This window comes from Dietzia sp. CH92 (assembly GCF_032248695.1).
Classification (GTDB): domain Bacteria; phylum Actinomycetota; class Actinomycetes; order Mycobacteriales; family Mycobacteriaceae; genus Dietzia.
On sequence record NZ_JAVHXC010000006.1, the window covers coordinates 61293 to 79229 of the forward strand.

General features: G+C 70.4%; 17 protein-coding genes. 4 read left to right on the forward strand and 13 right to left on the reverse strand.

Annotated elements, in window-relative coordinates; translation table 11 throughout:
• Positions 1-35: 35 nt before the first annotated feature.
• The 12 genes from RWK90_RS13065 to RWK90_RS13120 form a co-directional block, all read right to left on the reverse strand.
• The gene (locus RWK90_RS13065) at positions 36-794 is read right to left on the reverse strand and encodes a hypothetical protein (protein WP_314038056.1); all 759 of its coding nucleotides are present in this window, start codon (positions 792-794) and stop codon (positions 36-38) included.
• Positions 791-1333 (reverse strand): hypothetical protein, encoded by a 543-nt coding sequence (locus RWK90_RS13070; RefSeq protein WP_314038057.1) that lies wholly within the window; start codon positions 1331-1333, stop codon positions 791-793. Before RWK90_RS13070 ends, RWK90_RS13065 begins: the two co-directional genes overlap by 4 nt.
• Positions 1333-2751 carry an MlaD family protein gene (locus tag RWK90_RS13075; protein ID WP_314038058.1) on the reverse strand — a complete coding sequence of 473 codons (1419 nt, stop codon included), beginning with the start codon at positions 2749-2751 and terminating at the stop codon, positions 1333-1335. Before RWK90_RS13075 ends, RWK90_RS13070 begins: the two co-directional genes overlap by 1 nt.
• Positions 2748-4004: an MCE family protein gene (locus tag RWK90_RS13080; protein WP_314038059.1), complete on the reverse strand. Its 1257-nt coding sequence runs from the start codon at positions 4002-4004 to the stop codon at positions 2748-2750. Before RWK90_RS13080 ends, RWK90_RS13075 begins: the two co-directional genes overlap by 4 nt.
• A complete protein-coding gene (locus RWK90_RS13085) occupies positions 4004-5269 on the reverse strand; it encodes an MCE family protein (RefSeq protein WP_314038060.1) in 1266 nt (421 codons plus the stop codon). Before RWK90_RS13085 ends, RWK90_RS13080 begins: the two co-directional genes overlap by 1 nt.
• Complete coding sequence (locus RWK90_RS13090) at positions 5266-6414, reverse strand: MCE family protein (protein ID WP_314038061.1); 1149 nt, start codon at positions 6412-6414, stop codon at positions 5266-5268. Before RWK90_RS13090 ends, RWK90_RS13085 begins: the two co-directional genes overlap by 4 nt.
• Positions 6407-7462, reverse strand: a complete 1056-nt coding sequence (locus tag RWK90_RS13095; protein WP_314038062.1) for an MCE family protein — start codon at positions 7460-7462, stop codon at positions 6407-6409. Before RWK90_RS13095 ends, RWK90_RS13090 begins: the two co-directional genes overlap by 8 nt.
• Positions 7459-8697, reverse strand: a complete 1239-nt coding sequence (locus tag RWK90_RS13100) for an MCE family protein (protein WP_314038063.1) — start codon at positions 8695-8697, stop codon at positions 7459-7461. Before RWK90_RS13100 ends, RWK90_RS13095 begins: the two co-directional genes overlap by 4 nt.
• Before the next feature lie 9 nt (positions 8698-8706).
• Positions 8707-9558 carry an ABC transporter permease gene (locus RWK90_RS13105; protein WP_314038064.1) on the reverse strand — a complete coding sequence of 284 codons (852 nt, stop codon included), beginning with the start codon at positions 9556-9558 and terminating at the stop codon, positions 8707-8709.
• A 1-nt stretch (position 9559) separates the two neighbouring features.
• Positions 9560-10324, reverse strand: coding sequence for an ABC transporter permease (locus RWK90_RS13110; RefSeq protein ID WP_314038065.1), 765 nt, complete (start codon positions 10322-10324; stop codon positions 9560-9562).
• A gap of 252 nt (positions 10325-10576) precedes the next feature.
• Positions 10577-11494 carry a 3-oxoacyl-ACP reductase gene (locus tag RWK90_RS13115; RefSeq protein WP_314038066.1) on the reverse strand — a complete coding sequence of 306 codons (918 nt, stop codon included), beginning with the start codon at positions 11492-11494 and terminating at the stop codon, positions 10577-10579.
• A gap of 7 nt (positions 11495-11501) precedes the next feature.
• Complete coding sequence (locus RWK90_RS13120; RefSeq protein ID WP_314038067.1) at positions 11502-11696, reverse strand: ferredoxin; 195 nt, start codon at positions 11694-11696, stop codon at positions 11502-11504.
• Between the two features lie 207 nt (positions 11697-11903).
• Here RWK90_RS13120 and RWK90_RS13125 point away from each other — a divergent pair, with 207 nt between their 5' ends.
• From RWK90_RS13125 to RWK90_RS13140, 4 genes are read left to right on the forward strand one after another with little or no spacing between them, the layout of a single operon-like run.
• A complete protein-coding gene (locus tag RWK90_RS13125; RefSeq protein WP_314038068.1) occupies positions 11904-13172 on the forward strand; it encodes an acyl-CoA dehydrogenase family protein in 1269 nt (422 codons plus the stop codon).
• A gap of 1 nt (position 13173) precedes the next feature.
• Positions 13174-14250, forward strand: coding sequence for an acyl-CoA dehydrogenase (locus RWK90_RS13130; RefSeq protein WP_314038069.1), 1077 nt, complete (start codon positions 13174-13176; stop codon positions 14248-14250).
• The gene (locus RWK90_RS13135) at positions 14247-15926 is read left to right on the forward strand and encodes an AMP-binding protein (RefSeq protein ID WP_314038070.1); all 1680 of its coding nucleotides are present in this window, start codon (positions 14247-14249) and stop codon (positions 15924-15926) included. Before RWK90_RS13130 ends, RWK90_RS13135 begins: the two co-directional genes overlap by 4 nt.
• 22 nt (positions 15927-15948) lie before the next feature.
• Positions 15949-16686, forward strand: coding sequence for a hemolysin III family protein (locus tag RWK90_RS13140; protein WP_314038071.1), 738 nt, complete (start codon positions 15949-15951; stop codon positions 16684-16686).
• 143 nt (positions 16687-16829) lie between these two features.
• On the opposite strand, the gene RWK90_RS13145 is transcribed toward RWK90_RS13140, so the two are convergent.
• Entirely contained in the window at positions 16830-17936 is a 1107-nt protein-coding gene (locus RWK90_RS13145; protein ID WP_314038219.1) for a nitronate monooxygenase family protein, read from the reverse strand.
• Position 17937: the final 1 nt, after the last annotated feature.

The window sequence follows — 17937 nt, forward strand, 5'->3', positions numbered from 1 at the left end:
CCTCCCCGCGACCGTGGCGGCGGGGAGGCGCCCGGTCACAGCGCCTCGAGCTCGGCGAGCCTCCACGTCCCGTCCTGGCGGACCATGTCCACGCTCAGTCGTGACGCCGAGCTCGCGGCCTCGGGGTTGTCCTTGGTGGAGACCATCCGGTTGAGCATCACCAGCACGGTGACGCTGTCCTCGTCCACGACCTCCTGCGGTGCCGCCGCGGCGACCGTGGCGTAGACCGTGGCCTCCTGCTGCTTCGCGGCGGAGGCGACGGTCGGCATGGACTGTTCCACGAACTCGGTCAGGGCCGGGTCGGTGAGGCGGTCGCGCACCGCGGCGAGGTCGGCGTCGACCGTCCGGTGGTCGTAGGTGAACATCTGGGTGGTGATCTCACGCGCCGCGTCGGTTGCCGCGCGGGGCGCGTCCGCGATCTGTTGTTCGGTGGCGGTCGCCTCACGCGCCTCGACGTACTGCCAGGCGGCCAGTCCGGTGACGACGACGAGGAGGGCCGACACCACGGACAAGATCGTGATGCGTGTGCGCCGACGGGCGGGGTCGAGCGGCGGGCGGGTGGCCGCCGGCTCCGGGGCACTCCCCTCTGCGGTGGGGGCGGTACCGGGGTCGGGTGCCGCCTCTGTGGCGGCGGTCCGCGGCATGGCGGACATCCCCTCGAACAGGCCACCGGCGCGGGCGGCCTCGAGGGCGCGTTCGCGGGCGGCGTCGGCCTTGCGCTGCGCACGGGCGGCGCGTTCTGCTTCCCGCTGGGCACGGCGGGCGGCGCGGACGTCTGAGGCGGATTCGCTCATGGGATGAAGTTCACCCCCGAGACCTTCATCTGGCCGTCCTCGTGCCGGTTGACGGTCACGCGGACGCGGTACTGGCGGTCCTGGTCCTCGTCGGACTTCGGATTGCCGATGGTCTGGTCGATGGCCATGATCACCTCGGCGCGGTCGGGATAGGAGTGCTCGACGGCGGCCGCCGTCACGACGCCGTCGGCGACGACGTTCGTGGTCTTGACGACCTCCTCGTAGGAGTCCCGGCGGGGGGCGAACTGCTCGGAGAAGTCGCCCTCGATCAGCCCGACGATCTCGTCCACGTCCTCGGTCAGGGTCTCCTGACGGATGGTCATGAGCTTGGTCATGACGGTCGTGGCGAAGTCACGGTACGAGGCGTCGAGCTCGGCGGCGGACGCGCGGTCGGCGCGGACGGAGGCGGCGGCGTTGCGTTCGCTCACCCACAGTCCCGTGGCGACGATCGCCGCGACGAGGCAGACGGCCGCGATCACCGCGGCCACGGTCAGTCCGGTCCGCCCACCCGTGGTGGGGGTCTGGTCCGGCTGTGGCACTAGGTCACTCCGTTCGTGAGGATGTCGGCGAGGGCGGCGTCAGGGGACAGCCGGTCGGAGGTGCCCACGTTCAGCTGACGATACGTCTTGCCGTCGGCACCCAGGTACTCACCGGTGGCGGGGTCGTACATCGCGGCGGACGTACGGACCTCGCGCTCGCCGGTGTCCGAGGACGGCACCACGTTGTACCCGTTCGGGTTGTTCCCCGGCGGACCGACCTCGCTGGTGTCCGGCGGGTTGATGCCCTCCGGGACGTAGTCGTCGGCCGCGCACTCGGCCGGCGAGGCCGCGCGCCGACCGGGGTACTCCATGCACGGGAGGTTGCGCGCGCCGCGGACGACGGTCTGGGAGTCCTTGGGGACCTTGCAGTAGATGCCGTTGATCAGTGGCGGGACGGACAGGTCCGCCGGCGAGCGACGTTCCTCGGCGGACAGGAAGCCCGTCGTGCACGGCGGCGTCTCGTTGATCTGCAGGTTGAAGTCCACCTTGATCTCGCCGGTGTCCTTGGCCCCGTTGATCGCGGTGATCAGCGAGGAGACGAGCGCCGGGTAGATCACCAGGAGCTGCTCGAGGGAGCGGTTGTAGACCACGCCGACCTCGCCGACGCTGACCAGATTGGCCACGAGCACCGGCATCGTCGGCTGTAGGTCGTTGAGCGCCTTGGTCGCGCGACCCAGCGCATCCGGCCCGCGCTCCATGATCGACGTCAGCTGGGGCTCGTTGGTCCGCAGCTGGTCCGTGATGTCCGCGAGGTTCTTCGTCCAGGCCCGGATCGAGTCCGACGACCGCAGCTGGGAGTCCAGCACGGGTTCGGCGTCGGCGATGAGCTGACGGGTGACGTCGGTGTTGGTCCGAGCCTCCTCGAGCAGGAGCTGCGCCGAGTCGAGGAACCGCTGGAGATCGCGTGCGGAGCCGTTGAACGCGTCGAAGGACTCGGAGATCACCCTCCGCATCTTGGCGTCGTCGATCGAGGCCATGAGCACGGTCGCCTGGTCGAGCACCGGGCCGATCCCCTGCGGCAGGTCGACGCGGTCGGGACCCAGGACGGTGCCGTCGGTCAGCTCGCCGCGCGGGGTCCCGTCGGGAACGAATTCCACGAACTGCTCGCCGACGGCGGAGACGCTGCGGATCTGGGCCCGGACGTTCTCGGGGACGCCGGCACGGGAGTCGAAGTGCAGTTCCGCCACGACCCCCGCGGGCGTGAGGGTCACGGAGTCCACCCTGCCGATGGTGCTACCGAGGTACGAGACGTTGGCGTTCTGGTACAGACCGCCGGTGTCGGGCATCTGCAGCGCGACGTCGGTGCGCTGCCAGCCGAGCGCCCGGGGCAACTGGAGGTAGACGACCGACATGATCGCCAGCGAGACGACCGTGACCACCGCGAACACGGTGAGCTGGATACGGACGAGCCGGGTCATCGGGGGGCCTCCTCGGTCGCGGCGTCGGGACCGCCCTCGACGGGTCCGGCCGCCGCCGGGGCGTCGGCCGCGGGCGCCGACGGATCGCCGGCGGCGTCGGGCGCGGCGTACGGGTCGGCCGCCGGATCCGGCCGGGGGATGTCGAGCGAGAACGGGTCCGCGCTGGCCAGCGGGTTGGGCGCCAGCCCCACGTACCCCTCGAGTCCGGCCATGCGGTTCCCGAACTCGGTGCCCAGCAGGAGCGACTCCGCGAGACGTGGCATCGACGCGTCGGCGTGGATGTAGAGGTTGGCGTAGTCGCCGCGGAGGAAGTTGTCGATACCGGCCTGGGGGAACGGGAACGTGATGAGCGAGCTCATGACCCGTGTCAGGTCGCGGCCGGCGTTGGCCAGCCCCTCGAGCACGGGGGTGATGTCGCGGAGGTTGTCCACGAGATCCTGTCCGCCGCCCGCGTCGACGATCTGGTTGGCCTTGTTGCCGAAGTCCCCGAGGGAGACGAGCGCGGTGGTGAGCTGCTGCTTCTGGTCGTTGATCAGCGACACGGCCTCCGGCATCTGCGCGAGGGCCCTGGCGAGCGTGTCGTTCTGCTCGTCGATCTGCCGGGCCAGCCGGTCCAGTCCCTCCATGGCCGCGATGATGTCCGCCCGCTGGTCGTCGAGCCCGCTGACGGTCGTCTCCAGCTGGGTGATGACCTCCTTGGTGTCCACCTCGCGCCCGTCGAGCGCCGTGTTGAACTCCTTGGCGATGGTCTCGAACTGGGCCAGGCCGCCGTCGGTGAGGACGACCGACAGAGCGGACAGCGTCTGCTCCGTGGTGGGGTACACGCCGGCCCGCTCCAGGGGGATCACGTCCCCGGCGGACAGGGTGCCCTGCTCGTCGCCGTCCGGAGGCGGGAAGAGCTCGAGGTGCTGCGACCCGAGCAGGCTGGTCTGGCCGATCTTCGCGTGCGCGTTGGCGGGGAGCCGGACGTCGCCGTTGAGCGAGACCGTGACGAGGGCGGTGTAGTCCTCCACGCGCATCGCCGTGATCGAGCCGACGTTGACGTCGTTGACCCGGACCGGCGAGTTGCGGGTGATCGTGGTGACGTTGGGCATCTCGATCGTGATCTCGTACGCCCCGTCGCCGTTGCCCTGTGCGCCGGGCAGCGGCAGCGAGTTGAGGCCGTCCCACGAGCAGCCCGCCCCGGTGAGCGCCACGGTCGCGCCGAGGGCCCCCGCGGCGAGAGCACGGGAGCGGAACGTCCTGTGGCTCATCACGCACCCCCCGTCACGAGGAGCGTCTCGGTGAGGTTGTCACCACGGTTGACGACGTTGACCAACGGATCCGGACGGTCGGACACGGGCTGGACCCCCGGCGGGGTCTGGGTGCCCGGCTTCTGGGAGTTCCAGATCTGGTGCGGTTCGGCCGTGGGGGTGATCGGCGGGGTGACGGCCCCGTACGGGTAGTTGGAGGTCAGCGAGTTGAACAGCGGTCCCATGTACTGCGCGCACAGCTCGGCGTCGGACTCGGCGCGGTTGTTGGCCAGGCCCGCGATGGCGCCACAGATGAAGTTGGTCGGGTTCGCCATCTGGTTCATCGCGAGCACCCCGTTGAGCACGCCCTGGTAGGGGCGGTAGATGTTGTAGAAGTTGGCCATCGCGGTCGGCCCCACGTGGAGCACCCCCTCCAGTTCGGCCCGCCGGTCCCGGACGACCTCCGTGGCCCGGCCGAGCTTGTCGACGGCGGTGGTGACCCGGTCCCCGTGGTTCTCGAGGAAGCGGTTGATGTCCATCACCGCAAGGTCGAGGTCGCGCAGGGCGGCGTCGATGTCGTCCGTCTGATCCCCCAGGACCTGCGACACGCTGGCGAGCCGGCCACCGAACGACACGATCTGTTCCTCGCTCTGGGACAGCGCGGTGACGAAGAGTTGCAGGTTCTTGAGCGTGGTGAAAAGGTTCTCCCGGCCGTCGGACAGGATCGACATGGTCTGGGAGACCTCGTTGAGGGCGTCGCGGATCTCCGCACCGTTGCCGTCGAACATCGCGTCCGCCGAGTCCACGAACTCACCCAGCGGGCCGGTCTGCTCGCCGGCCGCCGGGCTGAGCGCGGTGGACAGCTTCATGAGCTGTTCCTTGACGCCGTCCCACTCGACGGGCACCGCTGTGCGTTCGACGGGGATGGTGCCCCCGTCGGCGATCTCCTCGCCGCCGGTGTAAGCGGGGGTGAGCTGGACGAACCGCTCGGCGACGAGCGACTGCGCGACGAGCAGCGCCGTGGCGTCGGCGGGGACGGGAACGTCCCGGTCGACCTTCATCGTCACCTTGGACAGGCCGCCCTCGGTGGTGATGTCCGTGATCCGGCCGACCCGGACCCCCAGGACGCGGACGGTGTCGTCCTCATAGACGCCCCGGGTGGATTCGAAGAACGCGGTGATCGTCTTGGTACGGCCGGTGAGGAACCACACGGCGCCCACGACGACCGCCACGACGGCGAGCAGTGCGACCACCTTGGCGGCGGTGGTGGACAGGAACCGGCTCATCGCGGCAACCTCTTCTCGCCCCAACCGGGGAACTCGTCCATGGTCGTCAGGCCCGGGTAACCGGGCAGCGTCGGCTCGGTGACCAGCCCGGGTTCGGGCTGGACGCGATCGTCGATGAGTGGCATGAGGTCACGCAGGATGGTCTGTTGGTACTGGCCGATGGACAAATTGGACACATACGCGTTGAACCACGGTCCGGAGGCGACGGCCTCGCTGAGCGCCGTGGAGAACGGGATGATCCGGCGCAGACCCAGGTCGATGTCGTCCTTGTTGCGGATGAGCAGGTCGGAGACGTTCTCGAGCTTGTCGAGCGCCGGGCCGAGTTGGGCCTCGTTGTCCTGGACCAGACCCGAGAGCTGGCGTGAGAGCTCGTCGATGTTGACCACGAGCTCGCTCAGCGCGCGACGGCGCAGGTCGAGTTGGACGAACAGGGTGTTCCCGTCGACCATCAGCTGGTTGATCTGGTCACTGCGCCGGCCCAGGACGTCGGTCGTCCCCGCCGCCTTGTCGAGGAGCTCGCGGACCGCCTCGTCACGCTCGTTGAGGGACCGCGACAACCGGGTGATGCCGTCGATCGCGCCCCGGACCTCCGGTGAGGAGCCCTCCATGGTCTCCGCGAGCACGGTCAGCGCCTCGTCGACCTTGTCGGTGTCCATGGCCTCGACGGTGTCGCTGAGGTCGCCCAGTGCGGAGGTGAGCGAATACGGCACGGAGGTGCGCTCGAGGGGGATCGTCCGATCCTCCAACTCGCCGCGCCCGTCGGAGTACACGCCGAGCGCCCGACGCCCGAGTATGGAATCGGTCTTGATCTGCGCGGTCGTGTCGGCCCCGAGGTCGACGTCGGTGTCGATGTCGAAGCGCACGCGGACCCGGTCCCCGTCGAGATCGATCCCACGGACGGTGCCGACCTGCATGCCCGCCACCTGCACCTCGTCGCCCGTGTTCAGACCGGCGGCGTCGGCGACGTACGCGGTCGCCCCGCGCGTGCCGTTGACGTACGGGACGCGGTCGTAGTTGAGGGAGACGCCCATGAGGACGACCACCCCGACGGCGCCCCAGATCCCGGTCTTCACCGGGTCGCGGTCGCGGAACCGCAGCTGACCGCGGGGGGCCGTGGGCGGCGTCATTCCTGTGTTGTCACTCATCGGGGAACGAACACCGTCCCGTCGTCTGCTCGTACTGCGGTAGGTAGAGGGGCTGGCCGCTCGCCGGGTTGGTGATCTCGACGATCACCCCGCAGAGGTAGAACTGGAAGAAGCTGCCGTACACACCGAGCCGACCCATCTTCTCGAAATCGCTCGGCAGGCGGTTCATGACGTTCTCCACGAACGGCTCGTCCTCGTTGATCAGCTGGGCCACCCGGTCGATCTGGGCCACGTCCTCCCGCAGTGCGGGGCGCACGTCGGAGAGCAGGGTCGTCATGTTGGCGCTCGCGTCGTTGAGCCGGTTCACGGACTCGCCGATCTGACCCGAGTTGGCCGACAGCCCGGAGACGAGCTGCTGCAGGTCGTCGACGATCGAGTCGACGTTCTCCTGGTTGTCCGCGACCGTGGTGAGGACCGCGTTGAGGTTCGTGATCACGTCCCCGATCAGTTGGTCACGATCGGCGATGGTCCGGGTGAGCGAGGACGTCGAGGCCAACAGGTCCTGCACGGTGCCGGCCTCGCCCTGGAACACCTTGACGATGGATTCCGAGAGCTGGTTGACCTGCCCCGGGTCGAGCGCGCGGAAGAGCGGCCGGAACCCGCCCAGCAGGGCGTCCAGGTCCAAAGCGGGAGAGGTCTGGGAGATCGGCAGGGCACCGCCCGGTTCGAGCGGGGTCTGGTCCCCCTCCCCCCGCCTCAGCTCGAGGTACCGGTCGCCGGTGAGGTTCTCGTAGCGCACGACCGCCTCGGTGCTGACGTGCACGACCTGGTTCCCGGCGACGGAGAAGCGGACGTCGGCGGTGTTTCCCTCGGCGAGCTCGATCCGGTCGACCTTGCCGACCTCGACACCCGCGATGCGGACCTTGTCCCCGGACTCGAGGCCGGAGACGTCCGCGAACGCGGCGTTGTAGCGCTCGTAGTCCCCCGACCGGAACTCACTGAACACCACGACGAGCGCGGCCAGGACGAGAGCCATGACGGTGGTGAAGATCGAGAGCTTGACGAGTGCGGCCCTGCCTCCACGCGTCGAGGCGCGCGCGGCGCTCACGGGGTCCCCCCGTCCATGCCGAGCATGACCTGCAGCAGGGTCGGCGGGGCGGGCTGGCCGGGCTCGGTGGGCCGCAGCGGGCCGAACAAGGGGGCCGGTCGAGAGGTGAACACGTCGGGCATGCCCTCCACGGGGTTGGATCCGGTGTCGGTGACGACGAACGGTGCGTGGACATCGGGGTCGGGGAACGGCAGCCCGTAGCAGTTGGGGCCGGTGCTGGCGTTCACCTTCGGCAGGTCCTTGGGGTACTCGTACGCGCGGGCTCCCTGCTGGAAGCCGGCCTTGAAGACCAGGCCGGGCTGGTCCTTGCCGCCGAAGGCCGACATCGCACCCTCGACGCCCTGGTTCAGGCCCACGATCAGGCAGGTGACCATGGGCGAGTACTCGTTGAGCAGGCTCGCCGAGGCGCGGAGGTCGGACAGCGTCTTGACGAGTTCGTTCCCGTTCTCCTCAAGCAGCCGCCGGCCGGTCTCGCCGGTTCCGATGGACGTGGCCAGGAGCTGCTCGAACCGGGCCTGGTTGTTGACCACGTTCGCACCCACGTCCGTGCCGGAGTCGAGCAGGCGCATGATGTCCGGCGTGGTGTCCGCGTAGAGGTTGGCCACGCGGGATCCCTTGGCGAGATCGCGCTGCAGGGTCTCGATCTGCGGGTTGATCTCCTCGAGGTACGCGCGCAGGTCGGTGATGGTCCGACCGACCTGCTCCCCGCGGCCGTCCACGGCCCCGGAGACCGCCCCGAGCGTGGCGTTGAGCTTCTCCGGCTCGATCGCCAGGAGGAGGTCGGACAGGTCCTCGAACAGGGTGTTGACCTCGGTGGTGACGCGTGAGGTCTGGACGACCGCGCCCGCCTCCAGGGGCGTGGGATCCGGGGTGGCCGGCGGCTCGAAGTCGACCGACTTCGCGCCGAAGACGGTGTTGGAACCGATCGACACCACGGCGTTGGACGGGATGGCCTCGAGCGCGGCCGGGTCGACCTCGATGTCGATCGTCGCGCCGTCGAACTCCTGCCGGATGTCGGTGACGTTGCCGATCTCGACGCCTCGGGAACGGACCTTGGCGTCCGCCTCCATCACCAGACCGGCGCGATCACTGCGTACGGTCAGCGACACGCGGTCGTCGAACGCGCGCACGAAGAGCAGGAGTGACAGCGCGATCACCGCGACGAGAAAGACCGCGAGGCACGCGCCCGCGATGCGCCTGGGCCCCGTGTCGCTCTGACTCACCGTCCTCGCCATGTGCGTCTCCTATCCCGACAGGTTGAAGTTGCCGTCGCCGCCGTAGATCGCGAGCGACACGAGAAGGGTCACCGTCACCACGGCGATGAGCGAGGTGCGCACCGCGTTGCCCACGGCCGAACCGACGCCGGCCGGGCCGCCCGCCGCGTTGTAGCCGTAGTAGGTGTGGATGAGCATGATCGTGATGGCCATGGCTATGGCCTGGACGAAGGACCACAGGATGTCCGTGGGGATGAGGAACGTCGAGAAGTAGTGGTCGTACACGCCGCCGGACTGACCGTAGATCTCGACCGTCGCGAAGCGACTGGCCAGGAACGACGCGATGACGGCCAGCGAGTACAGCGGCACCACCGCGATCATCCCGGCGACGATGCGGGTCGAGACGAGATACGTGATCGAGTCGATCGCCATGACCTCGAGCGCGTCGATCTCCTCGGAGACCCGCATCGCGCCCAGCTGGGCGGTGGCGCCCGCCCCGATCGTCGCGGCGAGTCCGATGCCGGCGATCACGGGCGCCGCGATACGCACGTTGATGAACGCGGCGAAGAACCCGGTGAGCGCCTCGACGCCCACGTCGGTCAGGGATGAGAAGCCCTGGACGGCGATGACGCCGCCGGTGGCCAGCGTGAGGAACGCGACGATGACGACCGTGCCGCCGATCATCGCCAGCGCCCCCGTACCCATGGCGATCTCGGCGATGAGCCGGAGGGTCTCCTTGGGGTACTGGGTCAGCGCCCGGGGCGTGGCCACGAGGGCGCGCCAGAAGAACAGGGCGTGGTCGCCGAAGTCGTCGAAGCTGTTGACCGCGGAGTTGCGGGCCCGCGACAGACGCGGGAACCGGGCGGTCTCGATCACCACCATGTCACGCCCCCAGGACCTTGACGCCGACCGCCGTGATGACCGTGTTGACCACGAACAGGCACATGAACGCGAAGACGACGGTCTCGTTGACCGCGCTGCCGACCTCCTTCGGCCCGCCGCGGACGTAGAGCCCCTTGTAGCAGGCGACGAGACCGGCCAGCATCCCGAAGACGCCGGCCTTGATCTGCGCGAGGATCAGCTCTCCGAGACCGGTCAGCAGCGTGATGCCGTTGACGAAGGCACCCGGGTTGACGCCCTGCAGCAGGACGGAGAAGAGGAAGCCGCCGAGGATGCCGATCGTGCACACCAGACCGTTCAGCAGGAGCGCGACGAACGTCGAGGCGGCGACGCGGGGCACGACCAGCCTCTTGACCGGGTCGATCCCGAGCACCTCCATCGCATCGATCTCCTCGCGGATGGTGCGCGCGCCGAGGTCGGCGCAGATGGCGGTGGCGCCCGCGCCGGCGACGATCAGCACCGTGACCATCGGCCCGACCTGCGTGACGGCACCCAGAGCGGCGCCGGCGCCGGAGAGGTCGGCGGCGCCGATCTCCCGCAGCAGGATGTTGAGCGTGAAGCTCACGAGGACGGTGAACGGGATGGCCACGAGCACCGTGGCCATGGTGGACACGCGGGCGATGAACCAGGACTGCTCGACGAACTCGCGGCCCTGGCGGACGATCGTGGGGAACGAGACGAACGTGTCGAGGGTCATGGCGAAGAACTCGCCGATCCCCTTGAGAGGTGCGTCGAGGACTTTCGCCATGGGTGTCCCCTCCTGTCTGTCATCCCCTGGGACCACGCCCGAACGGCCCGCTGAACAAGTGACCATTTCGATGTGATCGCGGTTACACAGTAGCTAGAACACGTTCTATCCCGCAAGGGCTTCCTCTACCCCCGACCGGATCCCCTGCCCGCGGCGTGGAGGGAATCTAACACGGTGTGGGGACAGACAGGTCGTCCCCGTCACGATCGCGGAACGATCGTGACGGGGACGGCTGTGAGCTGGGGGTGCGGGTCAGAGCTTCATGATCTCCGCGGCGGAGAAGGACTTGCCCTCGGGCCGCCCTGACCAGTGCGAAGAGATCGCGTCGGCGAATCCGCGACGGTCCCACACGCCACCCTCGGCATCGAACCGCTGCTCGACCACGGGCGCCTCCACGAGGGCCACCATTCCGCCGTATACCACGAACAGCTGGCCGTTCACCTGCGCGGCCGCCGGCGACGCCAGGTAGGAGACCAGGTCGGCGACCCGGTCCGGGGACAGCGGGTCCGGACCCTTGGTCTCATCCCACGCCTCGAAGACCGCCTCGGTCATCCCCGTGCGCCCGCGCGGGGCGATGGCGTTGGCGGTGCAGCCGATGCGCTCGAGCACCCGCGCGGCGGACAGCGTCAGGGCGGTGATCCCCGCCTTGGCCGCGCCGTAGTTCGCCTGGCCCGGAGGGCCGAAGAGGCCCGCCTCGGAGGAGGTGTTGATCAGGCGCCCGAAGACGGGCCCCTCCGCCTTCTTGCTCTCGGCCCGCCAGTGCGCCGCCGCGTTGCGGGTGAGGAGGAAGTGCCCGCGCAGGTGGACCCTGACCACCGCGTCGAAGTCCTCGTCCGACATGTTGAACAGCATCTTGTCGCGGGTGATGCCGGCGTTGTTCACCACGACGTGCAGCCCGCCCAGCTTGAGCGCGGCCGCCACCATGGCGTCCGCGGTCTCCCGCTCGGAGACGTCGCCCACCACGAGCTCCGCCCTGGCGCCCGCCGCCTCGATGTCCGCGATCACCGAGTCGGTGGACTCGGAGGCGCGGATGTCGTTGATGACGACCGCGGCCGCACCCGATCGGGCCAGCTCGACGGCCTCCGCGGCACCGAGACCGGAACCCGACCCGGTCACGACGGCGACCCGCCCGTCCAGCGACAGGTCGGCGTCCAGGGACTGCTGCGTCATAGTGATGTCACTCCTTGATCTCGAGTGCCGCCATCGGGCACTTCTCCACTGCCTTACGGGCCCGCTTCTCGAGCTCGTCCGGCACCTCGTCCACGATGACGCGGACCACCTCGTCGTCGTCGTTCAGTTCGAACACCTTGGGCGCGAGACCGACACACACTGCCTGCCCCTCACAGCGGTTGGGATCGACTTCAATCCGCATACCCGTCCTCCTCAGCCGGTCCGGCAGGCTCGGTGCCGCCGGTCTGATTCGATACTATGTGACCCATAGCACTAGAACGTGTTCCTTCTGAACGTCTGCGGCCGACCCGCCACGGCATCCGGGCGGACCACCGCGGACGCGCTCCCGGTGTTAGCGTGACCCCGAGAATTGGAACACGTTCCACTGCCGACGACGAGTATAGGGCCCATGGACATCACCTACACCCCCGACCAGGAGCGTCTGCGCGGCGAGCTGCGCGAGTACTTCGCCACGCTCATGACCCCGGAGCGGCGCGAGGCGTTCACCTCGACGACCGGAGAGTATGGACACGGCAACGCCTACCGGGAGATCGTGGCCGAGATGGGCCGCGACGGGTGGCTCACGCTGGGCTGGCCCGAGGAGTTCGGCGGGAAGAACCGGCCCATGGTCGAGCAGCTCATCTTCACCGACGAGGCCGCCATCGCGGGGGTACCGGTCCCGTTCCTCACCATCAACTCCGTGGCGCCGACCATCATGGCCTTCGGCTCCGACGAGCAGAAGAACTACTTCCTGCCCCGCATCAGCCGCGGCGAGCTGCACTTCGGCATCGGCTACTCCGAGCCCGACTCCGGCACCGACCTCGCCTCGCTGCGCACCCGGGCCGTGCGCGAGGCCGGCACCGGTGAGCTCGAGGGGCAGGACGTCTACCGCATCAACGGCCAGAAGATGTGGACCTCCCTGGTCGCCTACGCCGACTGGATCTGGCTGGCCGCCCGCACCGATCCGGACGCCCCACGGCACAAGGGCATCTCGATGATCGTCGTGCCCACCGACGCCGAGGGCTTCTCGTGGACCCCGGTCCACACCATGGCCGGCCCCGACACCAGCGCCACCTACTACCAGGACGTGGTGGTCCCCGCGAGCAACCTGGTCGGCCCGGAGCACGGCGGCTGGCCGCTCATGACCAACCAGCTCAACCACGAGCGCGTGGCCCTGACCTCCGCCGGCCCGCTCCAGGCCTCGCTGCGTCAGGTCCTGAACTGGGCGCGCACCACCCGGTCGTCCGAGGTGGGCATGCCCGGTGACGGCATGGTGATCGAGCAGGAGTGGGTCCGCACCCACCTGGCCCGGGTCCACGCCATGGCCGAGTACCTGGCGCTGCGCAACTGGGAGATCGTGTCCGCGGACACCGCCGCCCCGACGCGCATCGCCGCCTCCGCGACCAAGGTGTACGGCACCGAGACCGCGACCGAGGCCTACCGGCTGCTCATGGAGGTCCTCGGCACCTCCGGCTACCAGCGCGCGCACTCCCCCACCGCCGCCCTCCACGGGCGGATCGAGCGACTGCACCGGTCGGCGCTCATCCTCACCTTCGGCGGCGGCACCAACGAGGTGCAGCGCGACATCATCGCCACCGCCGGGCTGGGCCTGCCGCCCGCGCCGCGCGTCGCGCCCGCCGGCACCGCCTCCGCCAGCACCGCCCGGAAGGAGCGCTGACATGGACTTCACCATCGACGACACCACCTCGGAGCTCGCGGCCCTCGTCCGCGGGATGGGCGAGCAGCTGGTCACCGACGAGTCGCTGCGCGAGCTCGACTCCCGCTTCGGACCCGGCACGGAGTCCGGCGGAACGGACGAGGACTCGGCCCGCTTCCACGCCCGGTTCTGGGACGAGCTCGTCCGGGCCGGCGTGCCCGCGGCCCTGGCTCCCGAGCGGCTCGGCGGCGCCGGACTCGGCGTCGTGGGCGAGGCGCTGGTCCTGCGCGAACTCGGCCGCGTGCTCGCCCCCGTCCCCCTCTCCCCCGCGATCCGGGCGGCGCACCTTCTCGATGCGGCCGCGGCGCAGGACGGGGCCGTCGACGTCCCGGCGATCGCCGAGGGTCGGCTCATCGCCGCGGTCGCCGATGCCCGCGGCGACGGCCGAGAGGTCGACTGGGCACCGATCGCCCACACGATCCTGCAGCCCGAGGCCGACCAGCTGATCGTGGCCGCCCGCGCCACCGCCGACGTCGAGAGGACGGTGCCCGTCGACTACTCGTGTGCAGGGGTGGTGACCGGCCTCGCAGCAGCGCCGATCCCGCTGCGCGCCGGCGCCGCGGGGTTCGACGCCCTGCGCCGCCGCGTCCACCTGGCCGCCCACCAGTGGGGCGTGCTCGAGGCCGCCCTCGAGCGCACGGCCGCCTACGCGTCCAACCGGCACCAGTTCGGCCGGCCCATCGGCTCCTTCCAGGCCGTCGCCGCCCGTCTGGCCGACGGCTCGATCGACGTCGACGCCGTGCGACTGTCCACCCTGCGCGCGGCGTACGAACTCGACGCCTGCGCGGGCACGCCGGCTGCGGCGGCCCACGCCGCCGTCGCCTCCGCGCACTTCTGGGCGTGCGAGGCCGGCCACCGCCTGGCCCACAGCGCCGTCCACATCCACGGCGGCGTGGGCCTCGACCGGTCCGAGCCCGCCCACCGCTACTTCCTCGCCGCCAAGGCGAACGAGTTCCGCCTCGGTGGCGCCACCCGGCAACTGCTCGACCTGGGCGACGTGCTGGCCACCGCCGGCGACCCGTGGGAGTACTCCGCATGAGCGCACCCATCCGGACGATCGACGAGATCGCGGCCGAACCGTTCACCTCCGTCGCCGACGCGATCCACGCCCTCGCCGGCATCGCCGACCGCGGCATCTGGGCCGACGGCCGGTTCACGCCCTGGTCGCAGGCCACCGAGGAGATCGCCGTGCGGATCGCGGCGCTGCGGGAACTGCTGACCTCGTCGTCGTCGCACCCCCACCCGCACCCTCCGCACCCGCATCCCCACATCGGCCTCCTCATGGCCGGCACCCCGGAGTACCTCCACCTCCTCGGCGCGGCGGCGTGCTCGGAGCTCGTCGTGGCCGGCCTCAACCCCACGCGGCGCGGCGAGGCCCTGCTGCGCGACGCCACGCTGGCGGACTGCGCGCTCATCCTCACCGACGCGGACAACGAGGCGTTTCTCGACGGCCTCGACCCCGGCGTGCCGGTGGTCAACGTCGACTCGCCCGAGTGGACCGCACTGCTCGCCCGCCACGCGGGCGCCACCCTGCCCGCCCCGGGCACGGTCCCCACCGCCGCCGACGACCTGGTGGCGCTGGTGTTCACCTCCGGCACCAGCGGCGACCCCAAGGCCGTGCGCATCACACAGTCCAAGATCTCGGTACCGGGCCGCATGCTCGCCGAGCGCTTCGAGATGGGGCCCGCCGACTGCGTCTACAGCGCGATGCCGCTGTTCCACTCCAACGCCGTGATGGTGGCCTGGCCGATCGCGCTGTTCGCGCAGTGCTCGCTCGCGCAGCGCCGCCGCTTCACCGCCTCCGGCTGGCTGGACGACGTGCGCCGCTACGGCTGCACCTTCGCCAACTACGTGGGCGCGCCCCTGTCCTACATCCTCGCCACCCCCGAGCGCCCGGACGACGCCGACAACCCGATGCGCGTGGTCTACGGCAACGAGGCCCCCGCCGACGTGCGAAGCGAGTTCACCCGACGCTTCGGTGTGCGCGTGGTGGACGGCTTCGGCTCGAGCGAGGGCGGCCTGTCGATCTCGCGCACGCCCGACACCCCGGACGCCGCGCTCGGTCCACTGCCCTCCGGGGTGCGGATCGTCGACCCCGCCACCGGCGCCGAGTGCCCGCGCGCCCGGTTCGACGCCTCCGGCGTCCTGGCCAATCCCGACGAGGCGATCGGCGAGATGGTCGCCGACGGGCCCGGCCTGTTCGCCGGGTACTGGAACGACCCGGCCGCCGACGCCGAACGGATGCGCGACGGCCGCTTCCACTCCGGTGACCTCGCGTATGTCGACGACGACGGGTACGTCTACTTCGCCGGTCGCTCGGGCGGATGGATGCGCGTGGACGGTGAGAACCTGGCGGCCGCGCCGATCGAACGCGTCCTGCGGCGCCATCCCGATGTGGCCGAGGTCGGCGTGTACGCGGTGCCGGCGGCCCTGGTCCGCGGACCGGCGGCGATCGGCGACGCCGTGGCCGCAGGGATGGTGCTGCGCGACGGCGCCGACGCCGACTCGCTCGCCGACGGGTTCCCCGGGTTCCTCGCCGCCCAGCCCGACCTGGGCCCCAAGCAGCGGCCCTCGCTCCTGCGGGTGACGTCGGCGCTCCCACGGACCGCCAGCTTCAAGTTCCGCGCCCGCGACCTCACCGCGTTGGGCGCCGATCCCGCCGGCGACCGGGTCTGGGTCCGCCCCGACGGCGCGGCGACCTTCACCCCCACCTGACGACCTCGGTAGGTTTCATGGCGTGGACCCCGCCGTGAACACCGACCCCCGCCTCACCACCGACCGGGCCGCGCCCGCGGCTGCCGACGGCGTCCCGCCCGAGGACGACTTCGGCATCTCCGCCCCCGTCCCGCCCAAGCCGCTGCTCCGCGGCTGGATCCACGCGGGCACGCTCCCGGTGGCGATCGCGCTCGGCGTGGTGCTCACCGTCCTGGCGGAGGGCACCGCCCTGACGTGGGCGTGCGCGGTGTTCCTCGCCACCTCCACCCTGCTGTTCGGCATCTCGGCGGTGTACCACCGGTGGAACTGGGGGCCCGGGGCGTCAGCGCTCCTGCGCAGACTGGACCACTCCAACATCTTCCTGCTCATCGCCGGCACCTACACCCCGATGACCGTGGCCGCGCTGGACCCCCCGGCCCGCACCATCCTGCTGGCGGTCGTCTGGTCAGGGGCACTGCTCGGGATCGTGTTCCGCCTGTTCTGGCTCTCCGCGCCCCGATGGCTCTACGTGGTGCTGTACATCGTCCTGGGCTGGACGGCCGTGTGGTTCGCCGGAGACCTCATCGAGGCCAACCTCGCCGCCGTCATCCTCGTGCTGGTCGGCGGGATCGCGTACACCGGCGGGGCGGTCGTCTACGGACTCAAGCGCCCCAACCCCTCGCCCGGGGTCTTCGGGTTCCACGAGATCTTCCACACCTGCACGGTGATCGCGTTCGCGTGCCACTGGGCCGCGATGCTGCTGTTCGTGCTGGGCAGCTGACACCTCCGAGATCCGCTACCCCGAGTCCGGATCCGCTACCCCGGTCGGAGTAGCGGATCCGTAGCGGGAGTAGCGGATCTCGGTGGGAGTGTCTCGGTGGGAGGGCCTTCGCAGGCGGGTCTCGGGGGCGGGTGCGCCCGGGCTCAGCCGAGGGTGCCGCGCAGGCGCTCGACGGCCGCCTCGTACTCGGAGACGATCTGCGACATGGTCTCGGCCACCGGCACGACCCCGTCCAGGGAGCCGATGATCTGACCGGCCGGCATGGCCACGACCTCGGGGTCCTGCGCCTCGGAGATCCGCTGGTGGGCCTCCGCCACGAGGATGTTCTGCAGCGGCATGGGCAGCGGGTCCGGCGCGTCGGCCGCCGCCCACGCCTCGGTCCACTTGCTCTTGAGCAGGCGGGCGGGCTTGCCGGAGTAGATGCGGGTGCGGACGGTGTCGCGACTGGTGGCCGCGACCAGGGCCTTCTGCATCGCCTTGGACCCGCCGTCCTCGGCGTACTCCGCGGCGGTGAGCCAGCGCGAGCCCATCCAGGCGCCCTGGGCACCCATACCGACGACGGCCGCGACCTGCGTGCCGTCACCGATACCGCCGGCGGCCAGGACGGGCGCCCGCCCGTCGAGGGCGCGGACGATCTCGGGCACGAGCACCATCGTCGCGACCTCTCCGGTGTGGCCGCCGGCCTCGCCGCCCTGGGCGATGACGATGTCCACCCCGTTCTCCACGTGGGCGAGGGCGTGCTTGGTGGCGCCGGCCAGCGCGGCGACCTTCATCCCGTTCTCGTGGGCGAGGTCGATGATGTGCTTCGGCGGCGAGCCCAGCGCGTTGGCGATGAGTACCGGGCGGTGCTTGAGCGACATCTCGACATGCGACTGCGCCACGGAGTGCAGCCACCCGATCACGCCGGCGTTCTTGGCGGCGTCGTCGCCCAGCGGCGGGACCCCGAGGTCGTCGAGGACGCGGTTGACGAAGGACTTGTGCTCCTCGGGGATCATCGCGGCGATGTCCTCCGGGCTGCCCTCGGTGGGCACCTTGTTGGGCATCACGATGTCGACGCCGTACGGCTTGCCGTCGGTGTTCTCGTCCATCCAGGTGAGGACCTCGTCGAGCTCGGCGGCGTCGTTGTAGCGCACGCAGCCGAGCACCCCCATCCCGCCGGCGCGGGTGACGGCGGCGGCGACCGCCTTGGACGGGGTGAACGCGAAGATCGGGTACTCGATCCCGAACTCCTCGGTGAGGGAGGTGCGAATG

Excerpts from the sequence above, each read along its gene's own strand:
- RWK90_RS13120 (WP_314038067.1), bottom strand. The coding sequence starts at position 11,696 with ATGCGGATTGAAGTCGATCCCAACCGCTGTGAGGGGCAGGCAGTGTGT.
- RWK90_RS13115 (WP_314038066.1), bottom strand. The coding sequence starts at position 11,494 with ATGACGCAGCAGTCCCTGGACGCCGACCTGTCGCTGGACGGGCGGGTC.
- RWK90_RS13090 (WP_314038061.1), bottom strand. The coding sequence starts at position 6,414 with ATGAGTGACAACACAGGAATGACGCCGCCCACGGCCCCCCGCGGTCAG.
- RWK90_RS13135 (WP_314038070.1), top strand. The coding sequence starts at position 14,247 with ATGAGCGCACCCATCCGGACGATCGACGAGATCGCGGCCGAACCGTTC.
- RWK90_RS13100 (WP_314038063.1), bottom strand. The coding sequence starts at position 8,697 with ATGGCGAGGACGGTGAGTCAGAGCGACACGGGGCCCAGGCGCATCGCG.
- RWK90_RS13085 (WP_314038060.1), bottom strand. The coding sequence starts at position 5,269 with ATGAGCCGGTTCCTGTCCACCACCGCCGCCAAGGTGGTCGCACTGCTC.
- RWK90_RS13110 (WP_314038065.1), bottom strand. The coding sequence starts at position 10,324 with ATGGCGAAAGTCCTCGACGCACCTCTCAAGGGGATCGGCGAGTTCTTC.
- RWK90_RS13105 (WP_314038064.1), bottom strand. The coding sequence starts at position 9,558 with ATGGTGGTGATCGAGACCGCCCGGTTCCCGCGTCTGTCGCGGGCCCGC.
- RWK90_RS13130 (WP_314038069.1), top strand. The coding sequence starts at position 13,174 with ATGGACTTCACCATCGACGACACCACCTCGGAGCTCGCGGCCCTCGTC.
- RWK90_RS13065 (WP_314038056.1), bottom strand. The coding sequence starts at position 794 with ATGAGCGAATCCGCCTCAGACGTCCGCGCCGCCCGCCGTGCCCAGCGG.
- RWK90_RS13080 (WP_314038059.1), bottom strand. The coding sequence starts at position 4,004 with ATGAGCCACAGGACGTTCCGCTCCCGTGCTCTCGCCGCGGGGGCCCTC.
- RWK90_RS13125 (WP_314038068.1), top strand. The coding sequence starts at position 11,904 with ATGGACATCACCTACACCCCCGACCAGGAGCGTCTGCGCGGCGAGCTG.
- RWK90_RS13075 (WP_314038058.1), bottom strand. The coding sequence starts at position 2,751 with ATGACCCGGCTCGTCCGTATCCAGCTCACCGTGTTCGCGGTGGTCACG.